This window comes from Haloterrigena salifodinae (genome assembly GCF_003977755.1).
GTDB lineage: Archaea > Halobacteriota > Halobacteria > Halobacteriales > Natrialbaceae > Haloterrigena > Haloterrigena salifodinae.
Window position 1 is genome coordinate 456,935 of the sequence record NZ_RQWN01000002.1, and the last position, 15,182, is coordinate 472,116.

Sequence of the window (15,182 nt, forward strand, 5' to 3'; positions counted from 1 at the left end):
TATGAGTACTCAACAACAACAACCAGAGGAACCGCAGAGTCAAGAGGCACCGGAAGACCCCGAAATGCGAGGGGCCGAGTCGCCGGTCGACGAGAAAGAGAAGCAGGGCGGCGATATCGACCAGCAGACGACCCCCGAGGACGAACTCGAGGGCGAGACGGTACACATCAAGGTGTTCCGCTACGACCCCGAGGTCGAGGGCAAACAGGAACCGCGGTTCGACGACTTCCACGTCCCCTTCGAGAAGGGGATGACCGTCCTCGACGCGGTCATGTACGCACGGGACACCTACGACTCCTCGCTGACCTTCCGACACTCCTGTCGGCAGGCCGTCTGCGGTTCGGACGCCTTCTTCGTCAACGGCAAGCAGCGACTGGGTTGTAAGACTCAGATCGCGGATCTGGAACAGCCGATCCGCATCGAGCCCCTGCCCCACCAGGAGGTCGTCAAGGACCTGGTCGTCGACATGGACCACTTCTACGACCAGATGCACACCGTCGAGCCGTACTTCCAGGACGAGGAGACGCCGAACCCGGCCGACTTAGAGGAGCAGCGCCAGAGCCCCGAGAACCGCGAGAAGATCAAGATGTCCTCGCGGTGTATCTGGTGTGGCGCCTGCATGTCCAGCTGTAACATTGCGGCCGGCGACAACGACTACCTCGGCCCGGCGGCGATCAACAAGGCCTACAAGTTCGCGATGGACGACCGCGAGGGCGAGGAGATCAAGGAGCACCGACTCCGCATTCTCGAGCAGGAACACGGCGTCTGGCGGTGCCAGACCCAGTTCTCCTGTACCGAGGTGTGTCCGAAGGATATTCCGCTCACCGAGCACATTCAGGAGCTCAAGCGGGAAGCAGTCAAGAAGAACCTGAAGTTCTGGTAACCATGTACGAACACGACGTAATCGTGGTCGGCGCCGGCGGCGCCGGCCTCCGGGCAGCGATCGCAGCGCACGAGGCGGGATCGGACGTGGCGATCGTCTCGAAACTCCACCCGGTCCGCAGCCACACCGGCGCGGCCGAGGGAGGCATCAACGCCGCGCTCCAGGAGGGCGACGACTGGGAACTCCACGCCTACGACACGATGAAGGGGTCTGACTACCTCGGGGACGCCCCCGCGGTCGAGACCCTCGCCCAGGACGCCCCTGAAGACACCATGCGCCTCGAACACTGGGGAATGCCGTTCTCCCGCGAGGAGGACGGACGCGTCTCCCAGCGACCGTTTGGCGGCCTCTCCTACCCGCGAACCACCTACGCCGGCGCGGAGACGGGCCACCACCTGCTGCACACGATGTACGAGCAGGTCGTCAAGCGCGGGATTCAGGTCTACGACGAGTGGTACGTCATGGAGCTGGCCACCTCCGGCGAGGACGACCCCAACGACCGAAGCTGTCACGGCATCGTCGCCTACGACGTCCAGTCCGGCAACGTCGAGGGCTTCAAGGCCAACGACGGCGTCGTCCTCGCGACCGGCGGCCCCGGGCAGGCCTTCGATCACACCACCAACGCCGTCTCCTGTACCGGCGACGGCCACGCGATGGCCTACCGTGCCGGCGCGCCGCTCGAGGACATGGAGTTCATCCAGTTCCACCCGACCTCGCTGCCCTCGACGGGCGTCCTCATCAGTGAGGGTGTCCGCGGCGAAGGCGGTATCCTCTACAACAGCGAGGGCGAGCGGTTCATGTTCGAGCACGGCTACGCGAACAACTCCGGCGAGCTCGCCTCCCGGGACGTCGTCGCCCGCGCCGAACTGACCGAGGTCAACGAGGGCCGGGGCGTCGACGACGAATACGTCCACCTCGACATGCGCCACCTTGGCGAAGAGCGCATCATGGACCGCCTCGAGAACATCCTCCACCTCGCGGAGGACTTCGAGGGCGTCGACGGCCTCGTCGAGCCGATGCCGGTCAAGCCCGGCCAGCACTACGCGATGGGCGGCATCGAGGTCGACGAGAACGGCCAGACCTGCGTTGACGGCCTCTACGCGGCCGGCGAGAGCGCCTGTGTCTCCGTCCACGGTGGCAACCGACTCGGCGGCAACGCCCTGCCGGAACTGATCGTCTTCGGCAAGCGCGCCGGCCGCCACGCCGCCGGCGAGGACCTTGGCGAGCCCCAGATTCGCACCGGCTACGGCGACGACGTCGAGGACGAGACCGAGACCGAACTGCCCGTCCAGCCCGGCGACGCCGGTCTCGATACCTCGAGCGGCGTCGCGGCCGACGGCGGCGTCACGGCCGACGCCGAAGGGCTCGTCGAGCGCAAGGTCGAGCAGGCCCGCACGCGCGTAGACACTCTTATGGACCGCGACGACGGCGTCCAGCACGCTGAGATCCGTCAGAAGCTCCAGAACGCGATGACGGATTACGTGAACGTCTTCCGAACCGAAGAGGGCGTCAAGAAGGCGCTGCGGATCATCCGCGAGTGCCGCGAAGAGTACCAGAACGTCTACGTCGACGACCCCTCGCGGACGTTCAACACCGACCTCCAGCAGACTATCGAGACGCGCAACCTGATCGACGTCGCCGAGACCATCGCGCTCGGCGCGCTCGTCCGCGACGAGTTCCGCGGCGCCCACTGGCGTAAGGAACACCAGGAGCGCAAGGACGACGAGTGGCTCAAGCACACGCTGATCTCCTGGAACGACGGCCAGCCGGACATCTTCTACCGGCCGGTCATCCTCGAGGGCCAGGACAAGACCTACGAGCCGAAAGAGCGCAGCTACTAAGCGTTCGCTGCGATTTCGGTCGCCGTCACCCGTCGCAGCATAACAATACTGCTATATATGCGGTCCCGTTTGGTGTACGTAGATGGGTCTCGAACGGTTCGTCCGTCTGAATCTGATTCTCCTCCCGGTGCTCGTGACCAGCGGCTACCTGTTGCGCGACTCGATACCCCTGATTCTGTACATTCCCGTCGCCGGATACTGCATCTTTGCCGGCATCATCTGCTTTACGTGGCTGCTCTCCCAGCTAGAGATGTTCGGCCAAAACTCCTGAACGGCCCGGGGACCGTTCCGGACGGGTCTCACAGCCTCAGCGTCTCGAGGAGATCGATGCCGACGCCGAAGTGGTCGATTACCCTGTAGCCGACGTAGATTCCGATGATCCCCATGATCCCGGGGAGTTCCGGCGGCGCGGGGATCGGAACGTTGAGGAGGCGAAAGAGCGCACCGGTGACCGCTCCGGTTAGCAGGGCGAGAACGGCGAGCTGGGTCGACATTTCGTGTTGGTTTGCTCCGGTATCTACAAAAGCGATGCGCCTAGCTCCCCGCGTTCCGCCGACTCGAGCCGTGTGCTGGCAGATCACACGCGAAATCTCGGTCACGTCGATCGTCTCATCTCGAGAGCGGTCGATATCGAGTCGTTCAGACCGTTTCCAGCCGTATCCGGTCTGTCGAACTGCCAACCGTCTCCGTATTGCCCGCCGCATTTCGACGATTGTTGTAGCTGAGATTTATTATCGTCGAAACACAGACTCTGGCGTATGGCGTCACAGTCACCACAGGGGATCGACGTTTCGATACCGACGAGTCTGGATTCTGCACAGGCGAAACTGGTCTACCTCTACGTCGCCGCGAGCGGCACTGCGACGGCCGAACGCCTCTGCGACGATCTCTGCGTCAAGAAGGGAACGGTCCTCTCGATCACCAGCACCCTTCGGGACCGCGGCCACCTCGAGCGGACCGACTCCGGCTTCAAACTGGCCTAAAGACCCGGATTTCTCACTCTCTCTAACTCAGCGAACTGGCCGGGAGCGGGGTCGCCGAAATGACGGCGACTCCGCGACTCGGGGGAGGGAAGGCAGTTGCACGGTCGATTACCGCGAGCGCCCGGAGGGCGCGAACGGGCCGACGACCGATGTGAACGAACGACTGAAAGGAGTGAGGGAACGGAGGGAGGAGTGCTTTTCATCAACGCTAAGCGGGATCTTCGATCCCGCGAGGTCCGAGAGAGCTTTGCTCTCTCGAGATTTTGCCGAGTGCGGTCGCTGCGCGACCGCACGTGGTTCGAGACGCCTTCGGCGTCTCGTCATCAAGCGAGACCTCCGGTCTCGCGGACCTCGCGAATCGAAGATTCGCTCAGTCACGAGAGAGCTTCGCTCTCTCGAACGACAGAGCAAAAGGTTGTTTCTTAGAGTTCGATCCGCTCGACTAACTGGTCGCGGTTCTCGTTCGTGTTGACGGCGACGATGCGAATCTCCTCCTCGAGACCCGAGCCCTCGAGTTTCGCCTTGAGCAGGTTGTCGACCTGGTAGACGCCGGCGGCGTTGGTCATGGCGATCTCGACCATGACGGGGCTGTCCTCCCCTTCCTGGAGGGAGACGCGGCTGATCGCCTGGCTCGAGAGGGTGTTGATGCCGCGACCGCCGTGTTCGTAGGGGATCCGGGAGCGGCCCCGTTCCATGTCCAAGGCGTCGGCGACGCGGATGACGCCGGCTTCGGTCGTCAGCGGCGTCTCCGAGCGGTGGTGACAGAGGATCGCGTGGAGGACTTCGCCCCTCATGCGGACGGTTTCGGCGACGTCGTAGAACTCGGGGAGGATTCGATCGAGGATGTCAGCGGCCAGCGGGATCGAGTAGTAGGCGTGCTGGTCGCGGTGAACGACGTGGCCGACGTCGTGGAGCATCGCCGCGAGCGCGATGATGACCGCCTCGTCGGCCTCCTCGAGATCCTGCTGGCGAGCGCCGTTGAAGTCGACCCCGCCGGCCTTGAGCAGGTCGTAGAGACACAGCGCGCGGTTGCGGACGATCTCGATGTGTTTCGCGCCGTGGTCGTTGTACCGCATTCGGTCGACGGCGTTGACGTTCTGGGCCTCGAGGTAGGTCTGGATCTCCTCGTCGCTAGTGATGAATTCGAGAACTCGGTTCAGTTTCGCGTCCGGAAAGTTGTGATTAGCATCGGGGGAGTAGACGCGGCGAGCGGTGTCGTCGCCGGTAGAATCGCTCATAGGTGACCATCGCTTGCGTGCTAAAAAAGCCCTGCGACGGACCGAGCCGTCAGTCCCAAACCGGCGGTCGACGGAGCGTCGGTGCCGGAGGACGCTGTTGTCGGGTGCGGTATCGACGGTCGTTCAGGCCAGCTCCTCGACGGCGGCCTCGACCTCGTCATAGTCGGGTTCGACACCCGGATCGTCGCTGACCCACGAGTAGGCGATTTCGCCGTCGGCGTCGACGACGAACACTGAGCGCTTGGCGACGCCGTAGACGCCCAGGTCGGCGAAGTCCATCTCAATGCCGTAGTCGTCGATGATCTCTTTGTTGTAGTCGCTGATGAGTCCGAACTCGAGGTCGTTCTGCTCGCGGAACTCGTTCAGGGTGAACGGCGAGTCGCGGCTGACGCCGTAGACGCTGGCGTCGAGGTCGTTGAACGCGGCGAGCCGATCCTGGAACGTACACATCTCGGTGGTACAGACGCCGGTGAATGCCCCCGGGAAGAAGGCGAGCACGATCGGCGCCTCGTCCTCGAGGTGGTCGGAAAGCGTGAACTCCTCGATGTCGCCGTTTGCGAGCGGTGCCGTGAAGTCGGGTGCGGCGTCTCCAGTTTCTGGCATCGTCCTCCCTTTGTCGGTAACCGGGAAAGACAGTTTCGTTCGCGGACGAATCGTCCGTCCGGCGACGGTCGAACCGGGATCCGGACGTTCGGGGGCGTTCGGGGACGAACGGTCAGTTGCTGTTCAGCGGGGGTACATTCCCCTCTATCCGACGATTGTTCTTAGGAAACTCATGGGTCGTAACTGGACTTTCGCTGAAACTTGCTATACTTAGTGGTCCAAAAAGGTTATAATTGCCAGCGGGTAAGCCACGTATAGAGATGGCAATCGAAACCGCACCGTTGTTCGTCCCTACCCCGGGGGCACCAGAACTCCTGATCATCCTCTTCGTCGCGATCTTGTTATTCGGGGCCAACAAGATCCCGCAACTGGCTCGGTCCACCGGCGAGGCCATGGGCGAGTTCCAGAAGGGGCGTGAGAAGGTCGAGACCGAACTCGAGGAGATGCGCGAATCCGGCTTCGAAGAGGAGATCGAAAACGAGGACGACGACTTCGTCGACACCGAGCCCGTCACCGAGGAGGGCGAGACGGAGACGGAAACCGAGACGAAGACGGAGACGGAAACCGAGACCAACTGACGTTTTTTCTGCGGGCGTGTGGCCTAGCGGAGAGGGCAGGAGGTTCCTAACCTTCTGATCGTGGGTTCGAATCCCGCCACGCCCGTGTAGCGAGCCACGGAGTGGCGAGCGAACCGGATAGCGGATTCGAATTAGGGAGTGAAGCGAAGCGGAACGACCGCGGTTCAAATCCTGCCATGCCCGTTTTCCTGCGAGCGGCGGCGAACAGTGAAAACAGGGTTGGGGATTTGAATTACGAAACGAACGAGCGCAGCGAGTGACGGTTAGGTGGTTCAAATCCTGTCACGACCATGCAGCGAGCCGCGGTGTGGCGAGCGAACCAGCACGAGCCGCGCACAGCCACCACCGCGTCGTTCACTGTAGCGGACGGATTTTCGGAGCCGAGCCGTCTCTTCATACATCTACGAGCGACGGGACAACAGACCCGGACGAGGATACCCGTACTCGGTTAGTGGCCGCTGCCGCGTCGCGTGTTCGGATCGCCGAATCGGGTTAGCGGCTCGAGTTCCTCGCGATTCACGTCCGCGAAGGCGTCGCGGGCGATGACCCGTCGGTGGACCTCGTCGGCGCCGTCGACGATGCGGAACGTGCGGACGGCCTCGTAGAAGTCCGCCAGCGGGAGGTCCTTCCCGATGCCGTTGGCGCCACAGCACTGGACGGCGAGGTCGACGGCCTCCTGCGTGACGTTCGCGGTGAAGACCTTGCACATCGAGACGGGCACGCGGGCTCCGTCGCCGTCCTCGATCCGGTCGGCCGCGTCGCGGATCGCGGTCCGGGCGACGTGAAGCCGCGTCTCGGCGTCGGCGATCTGGTGGCGCAGCGACTGTTTGTCCGACAGGGTCGACCCGAACCCCTCGCGCTCGCTGGTGTAGGCCGTCGCGATCTCGAGGGCGCGCCGGGCCATTCCGGAAAAGCGCATGCAGTGGGTGAGGCGGGCCGGGCCGAGTCGCGCCTGGGCATGGGAAAATCCCTCGTTCAGATCGCCGAGCAGGTGTTCATCGGGGATTCGGACGTTCTCGTAGACGATTTCGGCGTGGGAGGCGCCGCGAGCGCCGTCCCCCATGTGGGGAACGTCGCGCACGATATCGACGCCGTCCGCGTCGGCGGGAACGAGGAAGAGCGAACAGCCCTCGTAGGGATGGGTGTCGGGGTCGGTGCGCGCGAGAACGATCAGGACGTCGGCCTCGACGCCGTTTGACGTCCACCACTTATGGCCGTTGATGACCCACTCGTCGCCGTCTCTCTCCGCAGTCGTCCGGATCATCTTCGGGTCCGAGCCGGCCCCGTCCAGCGGTTCGGTCATCGAGAACCCCGACGTGATCTCGCCCTCGACGAGCGGCTCGAGGTAGGTCTCTTTCTGTAGCTCGTCGCCCGCCAGTTCCAGCAGGTGCATGTTCCCCTCGTCGGGGGCGTCGACGCGCATCGCGGCGGCGCCGAGGAGGCTGCGGCCGGCCTCCTCGAAGATGGGCAAGACATCGCGGAAGCGTTCGCCCATGCCGCCGTACTCCGCGGCGATCTGGGGCGCGTAGATGTCGTACTCGCGGGCGGCGTCCCGAAGCTCCGCGATCGTCCCGCTCGAAACGGCCATCCCGCCGGCTCGCTCCCGCTCGATCGGGAGGACGACCTCTTCCATCAACTCGCGGGCGCGGTCGGCGAGTTCCTGTGCGCGGTCGGAGTCGGCGTAGTCCATACGGCTACTGGGTCCGGCGCGGCGATAGGTGCCGGCGGAAACTACCGTGGCTGTGGAACTCTCCCCAACTGTATTTACGATGGAAGCTGTAGTTGCATAACTCAATTCCAGAAGAAATACTTCGAGTTGAATAGGTATCGATGTAAAATGGGGCGCTGACGGATCGGCCGATCGCCGCGCGCTATCGGGCGGTCCAACCGCCGTCGACGGCCAGACAGGCGCCGGTTACGTAACTCGCGGCCTCGCTCGCGAGGAAGACCACTGGGCCGGCGATTTCCTCGGGGTCGGCGAACCGTTCGAGGGGCGTGCGGTCGATGATCGACTGCCGAAGTCGGTCGTCGGCCTCGAGGTCGTCGGTCAGGGCCGTCGAGACGTAGCCGGGGGCGACGGCGTTAACCCTCACTTCGGGGGCCCAGTCGAGTGAGAGGCTCTTCGTAAGGCCGACGAGGCCGTGTTTCGAGGCGACGTAGGGGTGCTGACGCGGCAGGCCGACCAGCCCGCCGACGCTCGCGACGTTGATCACCGACCCGCCGTCGCTCTCGAGGAGGTGGTCGGCCGCGGTGCGGGTGACCTCGTAGGCGCCGTTCAGGTTGACGTCCAGCACCCGATCGAGGCTCTCGGTCTCGACGTCCTCCGGCTGGCCAAGCGCGTCGTCGGGGTTGAAGCCGGCGTTGTTGACGACGACGTCGACCCCGCCGAAGGCGTCGTCCGCCCGGTCGATGACGTCCGCGACCGCATCGGGATCCGTCACGTCCGCGGGGACGGCGACCGCGTCGCCGCCCGCGGCCTCGATCTCGTCGGCGACCGCCTCGATCTCGTCGCTCGAGCGCGCCGACGGGACGACTGCGGCTCCGGCGTCGGCGAGTTCGATCGCGATCGCGCGGCCGATCCCTCTCCCGCCGCCGGTGACGACCGCGACGCGGTCCTCGAGACTGAACTGGTCGTTCATTTACCCGACCGATACCGGTGCCGAACCCATAGCTGTTCTCCCGTCGGGACCGCGCTGCTCAAAACTCGTCACAAATACGGACGGGTTTCCATTAGAAATAGATAACGTAGTCCGACAATATATGTAGGATGGGTCTGAAAACGGGAGTGTATTTGAGAGTGACAGTAGCGTGGATTGGATTGTGATAGCGGGGAGACACGTACGGATACGTCGGGAAGGAGACTGTGCTCGGGGGATTATCAGAAGTGGTAATGTATGGATGAATTTTTTGAAGGGTGAGAGTTTGGGTGAAGTCAATGGCTATTGACGAGGCCGACCAGTCGGATGCCGGGGACTTTTCTGAGGGTGAGGCGTCCGAGTCTGCGTCGGAGGCGAATCGATCTCGCGGGTCGGACGGCGACGCGAATCCGGACGGGGGAGTTCGCGTCGGCGACTACACGTGGGAGCATTTCATGGAAGAGTATGGGTACGGCGACGACGCGTCGGTTCTGTATCCCGACGATCCTGTTGAGGCGACGTCGGACGACCAACTGGGATTAGATACCGACGAAGGACCCGAACGCACGGTCCCGTCCGGCGAGGACTGGACCCGAGTCGAGTTCGATCCCGAGTCCTACCTCGGCTATCACCCCGACGATCTGGACTCGACGGTCGTGCCGACCGCCGGCGACAACGCCGAGGAACTCTGGGACGTCTTTCGGGAGTACGCCGACCCGGAGACGACGCCGGTCGTCAAAGATACCTGGACCTGGGAGCACTACAAGTGGGAGTACTACTACGAGGACGACGGCTCCCGGCCGCGGGATAGCGACGGCGACATCGTCACCCACGATAAGGAGGAGTCGCTCGGCTTCGATCCGGACACGCTAGAACAGCGCCTGTCCGCGGCCGACGACGCCGCGATGGAGCTGGACGAACTCGTCGAGGAACGAACCGTCAACGTCCAGGAGGAGGTCGACGAGGACGAGTTCTTCTCGACGGTCGCGGGCAACACGACCGTCACCAACCGCTACGATCTGGAGAAGGCCGTCCCGATGGACAAGAAGACCCACTTCAGAGAGGTCGAGCGCTACTGGGTGAACAAACCCTACGCCTGCGTCGTTATCTTCCACTCCGAGAAGGAAAACGAGAAGAAGTACTACCTGATCGAGCCCTACCTGAACGAGATCGAACTCGAGTTACAGGAGTTCCTCTCAGGCAAACTGCGAACCGCGATCAAGTACTCCGACGAGGGGATCAAGGAGAAGGCGACCGAGGACGGACGCCGGACGGTTATCGAGGACGAGACCCGCCAGTTGCTCAAGCGCTACGACCTGTTCGAGAAGACGGCTAGCGGGTCCCAGGAGAGTATCCTCGACACGCTGCGGAATCTGCTCGACGACGACGAGGGCGACGGCGACGGCGACGGCGAGAACGACGGCCCCGACCCGCTCGAGGGGCTCTCCGTTCGGCCCGAGCCGGCGATCCTCGCCGACGATCCGGACACGCTAAGTGAGTATCAGGTCGAGAAACTGCTCTATCTGCTCAAGCGCAACTTCATCGGCTACGAGCGCATCGACGGGATCAAACACGACATCAACGTCGAGGACATCTCCGTCGACGGCTACAACTCGCCGGTGTTCGTCTACCACTCGGAGTACGAGCAGATCATCTCGAACGTCTACCACGGCGAGGACGAACTCGACGACTTCGTCGTCAAACTCGCCCAGCGCTCCGGAAAGGGTATCAGCAAACGGCTGCCGCAAGTCGACGCGACCCTCCCCGACGGATCGCGCGCCCAGTTGACGCTGGGAGAGGAGGTGTCCGACCACGGGACCAACTACACCATCCGTCAGTTCAAGGACGTCCCGTTCACCCCGATCGACCTCATCAATTGGAACACCTTCTCGCTCGACGAGATGGCGTTCCTCTGGCTCTGCATCGAGAACCACAAGAGCCTGATCTTCGCCGGGGGTACCGCTTCCGGGAAGACGACCTCGCTGAACGCGGTCTCGCTGTTTATCCCCTCGAGCGCCAAGATCGTCTCCATCGAGGACACCCGGGAGGTCGAACTCCCGCAGCGAAACTGGATCGCCAGCGTCACGCGCCCGTCCTTCGCCGACGACGAGCAGGGCGACGTCGACGAGTTCGACCTGCTCGAGGCCGCGCTCCGTCAGCGACCCGACTACATCGTCATGGGTGAGATCCGGGGCGAGGAGGGACGGACGCTGTTCCAGGTCATGTCGACCGGCCACACGACCTACACCACGTTCCACGCTGACTCCGTCGACGAGGTGCTCAAGCGGTTCACGACGGATCCGATCAACGTCTCGAAGACGATGTTCACCGCCTTGGACCTCGTGTCGATCCAGACCCAGACGCGGGTCCAGGGCCGGAAGGTCCGCCGGAACAAGTCGCTGACCGAGATCAATCACTACGAGGCCGAACACGACGAAATCAACGTCCAAGACGTCTACCAGTGGCAGGCCGAGACTGACGAGTTCCTCAAGATGGGGGACTCGAACACCTTAGAGGAGATCCAGTTCGACCGCGGCTGGAGCCGCGAGAAACTCGAGGAGGAACTGTTCAAACGCGAGGTCATCCTCGCCTACCTCATCAAGAACGGGCTCAACACGTACGCGGAGGTCGCCGCCACGGTGCAGGCGTTCATCAACGATCCCGACACGATCCTCACGCTCATCGCGAACGGCCAACTCGAGGACAGCCTCGAGGACCTCCGGGAGATGGAGAGCGTCCTGATCGACGTCGATCCGGAGAAAGAGGAACTCGTCCCGCGACCGGATGCGACTGACGAGACGTACAACACCTCGATGGACCTCCTGGAACGCGCCGAAGAGTCGCTGTTCGAGGAGTACCGCGGCAAAACGCCGAGCGGACTGGACAGCGCCCTCGGTGGAGCCGAGGCGGCGGACGCGATCGAGGTCGACGGCGCCGACGCCGACGAGTTCGACTTCGCCGGCGACGTCGACGACTCGGTCGAAGACGACGAGTGGGAGCTCGGCGACGGCTCGAGCGGGTTCGGCGCCGGCGAGGACGCCGGGGAGCCGGCGTGGCTCAGCGACGATACCGGTTTCGATATCGGCGGCGACGAGGGCGAGGCTGCTGCCGACAGCGCCGAAGCGGCTTCGAGTGCCGGCGAGGGAGTCGCCGCCGAGACGGTCGGTGACGGAACGGCCGCCGGGACGGGCAGCGACGGGATCGCGGCCGAGTCGCCCGATGCCGGCACCGCGGACGAGACGTCCGACGGGTTCGAGATCGACGACGAGACGGGCGGCGTCAGCGGCCCGCCTGCGCCGGCGGCGAGCGCGAATGGCGCGGACGCGGAGACCGAAACTCCGCAGCCGGCGGCCGTCGACGAGACGGAGACGACCGTCATGCCGACCGACGACGCCGACGACGCGGATCTCGGCGGGCTGTTCGACGACATGGGCGACACTATCGATCGGCTCGACGCGGACGGCCAGCCGGAACCGCCAACGGAGGCCGACATCGCGTCGACGGCCAAGCCCGACACCTCCGGCTTCGATTCGATGTTCCCCGAAGACGACCTCGAGTCGATCTTCGACCCCGAATCCGACGCGGAGACGGCCGGCGACTTCAGCGATCAGTTCGAACCGGCGACCGCCGACGAGCCGGTCGGCGACGGACTCGAGACCGCCGACGAACCCGACGAGACGCCGACAATCGACCTCGGCGGTTCGACCGACAACCCTGCCGAAGGCGACGAGACATCGACGGCCGCTCCCGAGGAGATGACCGACGAAGGTATCGAGACCGACGAGACGCCGACTATCGAGCTCGGAGGGGCGGCCGACGACTCCGCAGCGACGGACGCCGAGGAGGGTGTCGCGTCGGAAGCTGACGCCGGTTCCTCGAGCATCATCGACGACGGCAGCGATGAGAGCGCCGCTGTCGAGAACGGCAACGGTATCGTGGCCGGCGAGCCGACCGCCGACGCGCCGGAGTCGGACACCACGTCCCCGGCGAACGAACGAAGCGAACACGACGGGCGTCTCGAAGGCGATGGCGACGACCAGCCGGCCGACGAGGAGCCGACGGTGACCGCGGCCGATCCGCCCGGCAAGGATCGCGACGATCCGACGGAGCCAGCAGAAGTCGACGATACCGACGAATCGGAGTCGATCTTCGGGACCAAGTCCGACTCGATCTTCTCCGAGGATTCGGCGGCGGACGATAGCGACGACGAGTCGCTGTTCGACGGCGAACAGGCGCAGGCCGAGACTGACGATTCGATCTTCGAACCGGCCGAGAGCGAGGACGATGGACCGGCGGACGGCGAAACCGATCCCGCCGACGATAACGGGGATACCGACGCATGAGCCTCCAGACCGACAGCAGCGGCGGTGGCGGTTCCGGCGGGCTCTCAGGGGGCTCCGACGTGCTCGGCGAGACGTTCTACCCCCTCTACGACTGGTTGTTCACCGACGATAGCGAGTTCGTCGGCGACGTCGAGACGAAGTTAGCTCAGGCTCGAATGACCAACACGGTCGAACTCTACCTCTCCCGAGCCCTCGGGATCGGCTTCATCAGCGGCCTGGCGCTGTGGCTGCTCGGCCTCCTGCTCGGCTACACGCTGTTTGCCACCGGCATCATTCAGGTCGACGTGATCCTCGGCTTCCCCGTCAGCAGCGAGCTGGTGCTCCAGATCATCGACACGCTCCGCATCCCGGCGTTGATCTTCTTCACCGGACTCCTCTTCGGTTCGATCGGCTTCGCGATCGGGTTCGGATCGCTGGTCGCGATCCCCTACTCGCGTGCCTCGACCCGCAAGCGCCAGATCAACATGCTCCTGACCGACTCCGTTTCGTTCATGTACGCGCTGTCGGTCGGCGGCCTGAACCAACTCGAGATCATCGAGGCGATGGCCCAGGCCGACGACACCTACGGCGAGGTCGCAAAGGAGTTCCAGAGCATCGTCAAAGAGACCGAGTACTTCGACATCGACTACCGGACCGCGATCCGGAAGCAGGCCCTGGAGACGCCCAGCGACGAACTCTCGCAGTTCCTGACCGACATGCTCTCGATCGTCAACAGCGGCGGCGACATGGAGAGCTTCCTCGAGGACAAGAAGGAAAAACACATGCGGACCGCCAAACAGGAGCAGGAACTGACCCTCGAGACGCTCGAGCTGTTCGGCGAGATGTACATGACGCTGTCGCTGTTCCCGCTACTCTTGATCATCATTATGGTCGTCATGCAGATGATCCCGCAGGCGAGCGTGACGAACACGATGCTCTATATGACCGTCTACGCACTGATCCCGCTGACCGGGGTCGGCTTTCTCATCATGGTTTCGACGGTCAAAGAGGACGAACCGGGTGACGGCTACCTCTCGATGGGGGACACCGACGACCGCCTCGAGAGCCAGGGAGATCAGGGCCTGCTGGATCTCGGGCTGGTCGAGAAGTTCACGGGTGACCACAGCGTTTTCGACCGGATCAAGAACCGCGAGGGGACCTACGAGACGATGGAGGTCCTTCAGAAACCCCACCTGTTCTTCCGGGACAATCCGCTGCTCACGCTCGCGCTGACGGTGCCGGCGTCGCTCGTGATCGTTACGACGGCGATGATGAACGGCTCGGCGCCCACGTCGTGGGATGGCCTCCTCGAGAACGCTGTCTGGGGGACGTTCATCTACGTCTACGTCCCGCTGTACGTTATCGCGATTCCGCTCGCCGTCTTCCGCGAGTGGAACGTTCGATACCGTAACTCCGTCGTCAGTCAACTCTCCGAGGACCTGCGCAAACTCTCGAGTTCGAACGACACCGGACTGACGCTGCTCGAGTCGCTAAAGGCCGTTTCCGACACCACGAGCGGGAAGCTAGCCCGCGAGTTCGAGATGATGCACACGAAGGTCAACTACGGGACCAGTCTGAAGCAGGCGCTCATCGAGTTCAACAACAAGTACCACATCCCGCGGCTGGCTCGGACGACGCGGCTGATCACCGAGGCTCAGGAAGCCTCGAATCAGATCTCGGACGTGCTCCGGACGGCCGCCCGCGCAAGCGAGAACCACGACGATATCGAGCGCGAGCGCAAGTCCCGCACCCGGATGCAGGTCGTGATTATCATCATGACGTTCATGACCGTACTCGCGGTGATCGCGATCCTCAAGACGCAGTTCATCGACACGATGGCCGGCCTCTCGAGTTCAACCGGCGGCGGTACCGACGCGGCCAGCGGCGGCGGTAGTGGCGGCCTCGGGGAGGCCGACCTGAGCGACAACATCGACGTCAATATGCTGTCGGTGTTGTTCTTCCACGCCGTGACGATGCAGGCGATCCTCTCCGGGGTCATCTGTGGGTACATCCGCGATGCGGACGTGCTGAGCGGACTGAAATACGCCGTCATACTGGCGACGATCGCACTCGTCGGCTGGACGCTGGTGGCTTAATC

Annotated in this window: 12 protein-coding genes and 1 tRNA gene; 8 read left to right on the plus strand and 5 right to left on the minus strand. The window is 63.8% G+C overall.

Annotated elements, in window-relative coordinates; genetic code table 11:
* Nucleotide 1: 1 nt before the first annotated feature.
* The 3 genes from EH209_RS11040 to EH209_RS11050 all read left to right on the plus strand — a co-directional run bounded on the left by EH209_RS11040 (nt 2) and on the right by EH209_RS11050 (nt 2,995).
* On the plus strand, nt 2–883 hold the full coding sequence (locus EH209_RS11040) for a succinate dehydrogenase/fumarate reductase iron-sulfur subunit (protein WP_126662956.1): 882 nt from the start codon (nt 2–4) through the stop codon (nt 881–883).
* 2 nt (nt 884–885) lie between these two features.
* Nucleotides 886–2,724 (plus strand): FAD-binding protein, encoded by a 1,839-nt coding sequence (locus tag EH209_RS11045; protein WP_126662957.1) that lies wholly within the window; start codon nt 886–888, stop codon nt 2,722–2,724.
* 82 nt (nt 2,725–2,806) lie between these two features.
* Nucleotides 2,807–2,995, plus strand: coding sequence for a hypothetical protein (locus EH209_RS11050; protein WP_126662958.1), 189 nt, complete (start codon nt 2,807–2,809; stop codon nt 2,993–2,995).
* A 28-nt stretch (nt 2,996–3,023) separates the two neighbouring features.
* Here the strand turns inward: EH209_RS11050 and EH209_RS11055 are convergent, their stop codons facing one another.
* On the minus strand, nt 3,024–3,218 hold the full coding sequence (locus EH209_RS11055; protein WP_126662959.1) for a XapX domain-containing protein: 195 nt from the start codon (nt 3,216–3,218) through the stop codon (nt 3,024–3,026).
* Between the two features lie 264 nt (nt 3,219–3,482).
* On the opposite strand from EH209_RS11055, the gene EH209_RS11060 reads away from it, so the two are divergent.
* Nucleotides 3,483–3,707: a MarR family transcriptional regulator gene (locus EH209_RS11060; RefSeq protein WP_126662960.1), complete on the plus strand. Its 225-nt coding sequence runs from the start codon at nt 3,483–3,485 to the stop codon at nt 3,705–3,707.
* Nucleotides 3,708–4,129: 422 nt separating this feature from the next.
* Here the strand turns inward: EH209_RS11060 and EH209_RS11065 are convergent, their stop codons facing one another.
* Nucleotides 4,130–4,945: an HD domain-containing protein gene (locus tag EH209_RS11065; RefSeq protein ID WP_126662961.1), complete on the minus strand. Its 816-nt coding sequence runs from the start codon at nt 4,943–4,945 to the stop codon at nt 4,130–4,132.
* Between the two features lie 123 nt (nt 4,946–5,068).
* Nucleotides 5,069–5,548 carry a redoxin domain-containing protein gene (locus tag EH209_RS11070; protein WP_126662962.1) on the minus strand — a complete coding sequence of 160 codons (480 nt, stop codon included), beginning with the start codon at nt 5,546–5,548 and terminating at the stop codon, nt 5,069–5,071.
* Between the two features lie 260 nt (nt 5,549–5,808).
* Here EH209_RS11070 and EH209_RS11075 point away from each other — a divergent pair, with 260 nt between their 5' ends.
* On the plus strand, nt 5,809–6,126 hold the full coding sequence (locus EH209_RS11075; protein WP_126662963.1) for a twin-arginine translocase TatA/TatE family subunit: 318 nt from the start codon (nt 5,809–5,811) through the stop codon (nt 6,124–6,126).
* A 12-nt stretch (nt 6,127–6,138) separates the two neighbouring features.
* A tRNA-Arg gene (locus EH209_RS11080) sits at nt 6,139–6,211 on the plus strand.
* Between the two features lie 363 nt (nt 6,212–6,574).
* On the opposite strand, the gene EH209_RS11085 is transcribed toward EH209_RS11080, so the two are convergent.
* Both EH209_RS11085 and EH209_RS11090 read right to left on the minus strand, forming a co-directional pair.
* Nucleotides 6,575–7,816, minus strand: a complete 1,242-nt coding sequence (locus EH209_RS11085) for an acyl-CoA dehydrogenase family protein (RefSeq protein WP_126662964.1) — start codon at nt 7,814–7,816, stop codon at nt 6,575–6,577.
* A gap of 181 nt (nt 7,817–7,997) precedes the next feature.
* Nucleotides 7,998–8,765 (minus strand): SDR family NAD(P)-dependent oxidoreductase, encoded by a 768-nt coding sequence (locus EH209_RS11090; protein ID WP_126662965.1) that lies wholly within the window; start codon nt 8,763–8,765, stop codon nt 7,998–8,000.
* A gap of 296 nt (nt 8,766–9,061) precedes the next feature.
* On the opposite strand from EH209_RS11090, the gene EH209_RS11095 reads away from it, so the two are divergent.
* Nucleotides 9,062–13,105: an ATPase, T2SS/T4P/T4SS family gene (locus EH209_RS11095; RefSeq protein WP_126662966.1), complete on the plus strand. Its 4,044-nt coding sequence runs from the start codon at nt 9,062–9,064 to the stop codon at nt 13,103–13,105.
* A complete protein-coding gene (locus tag EH209_RS11100; protein ID WP_126662967.1) occupies nt 13,102–15,180 on the plus strand; it encodes a type II secretion system F family protein in 2,079 nt (692 codons plus the stop codon). Before EH209_RS11095 ends, EH209_RS11100 begins: the two co-directional genes overlap by 4 nt.
* Nucleotides 15,181–15,182: the final 2 nt, after the last annotated feature.

What these genes read in the sequence shown, in the direction of transcription:
- EH209_RS11040 (WP_126662956.1), top strand. Translation starts at nt 2, where the DNA reads ATGAGTACTCAACAACAACAACCAGAGGAACCGCAGAGTCAAGAGGCA.
- EH209_RS11045 (WP_126662957.1), top strand. Translation starts at nt 886, where the DNA reads ATGTACGAACACGACGTAATCGTGGTCGGCGCCGGCGGCGCCGGCCTC.
- EH209_RS11050 (WP_126662958.1), top strand. Translation starts at nt 2,807, where the DNA reads ATGGGTCTCGAACGGTTCGTCCGTCTGAATCTGATTCTCCTCCCGGTG.
- EH209_RS11055 (WP_126662959.1), bottom strand. Translation starts at nt 3,218, where the DNA reads ATGTCGACCCAGCTCGCCGTTCTCGCCCTGCTAACCGGAGCGGTCACC.
- EH209_RS11060 (WP_126662960.1), top strand. Translation starts at nt 3,483, where the DNA reads ATGGCGTCACAGTCACCACAGGGGATCGACGTTTCGATACCGACGAGT.
- EH209_RS11065 (WP_126662961.1), bottom strand. Translation starts at nt 4,945, where the DNA reads ATGAGCGATTCTACCGGCGACGACACCGCTCGCCGCGTCTACTCCCCC.
- EH209_RS11070 (WP_126662962.1), bottom strand. Translation starts at nt 5,548, where the DNA reads ATGCCAGAAACTGGAGACGCCGCACCCGACTTCACGGCACCGCTCGCA.
- EH209_RS11075 (WP_126662963.1), top strand. Translation starts at nt 5,809, where the DNA reads ATGGCAATCGAAACCGCACCGTTGTTCGTCCCTACCCCGGGGGCACCA.
- EH209_RS11085 (WP_126662964.1), bottom strand. Translation starts at nt 7,816, where the DNA reads ATGGACTACGCCGACTCCGACCGCGCACAGGAACTCGCCGACCGCGCC.
- EH209_RS11090 (WP_126662965.1), bottom strand. Translation starts at nt 8,765, where the DNA reads ATGAACGACCAGTTCAGTCTCGAGGACCGCGTCGCGGTCGTCACCGGC.
- EH209_RS11095 (WP_126662966.1), top strand. Translation starts at nt 9,062, where the DNA reads ATGGCTATTGACGAGGCCGACCAGTCGGATGCCGGGGACTTTTCTGAG.
- EH209_RS11100 (WP_126662967.1), top strand. Translation starts at nt 13,102, where the DNA reads ATGAGCCTCCAGACCGACAGCAGCGGCGGTGGCGGTTCCGGCGGGCTC.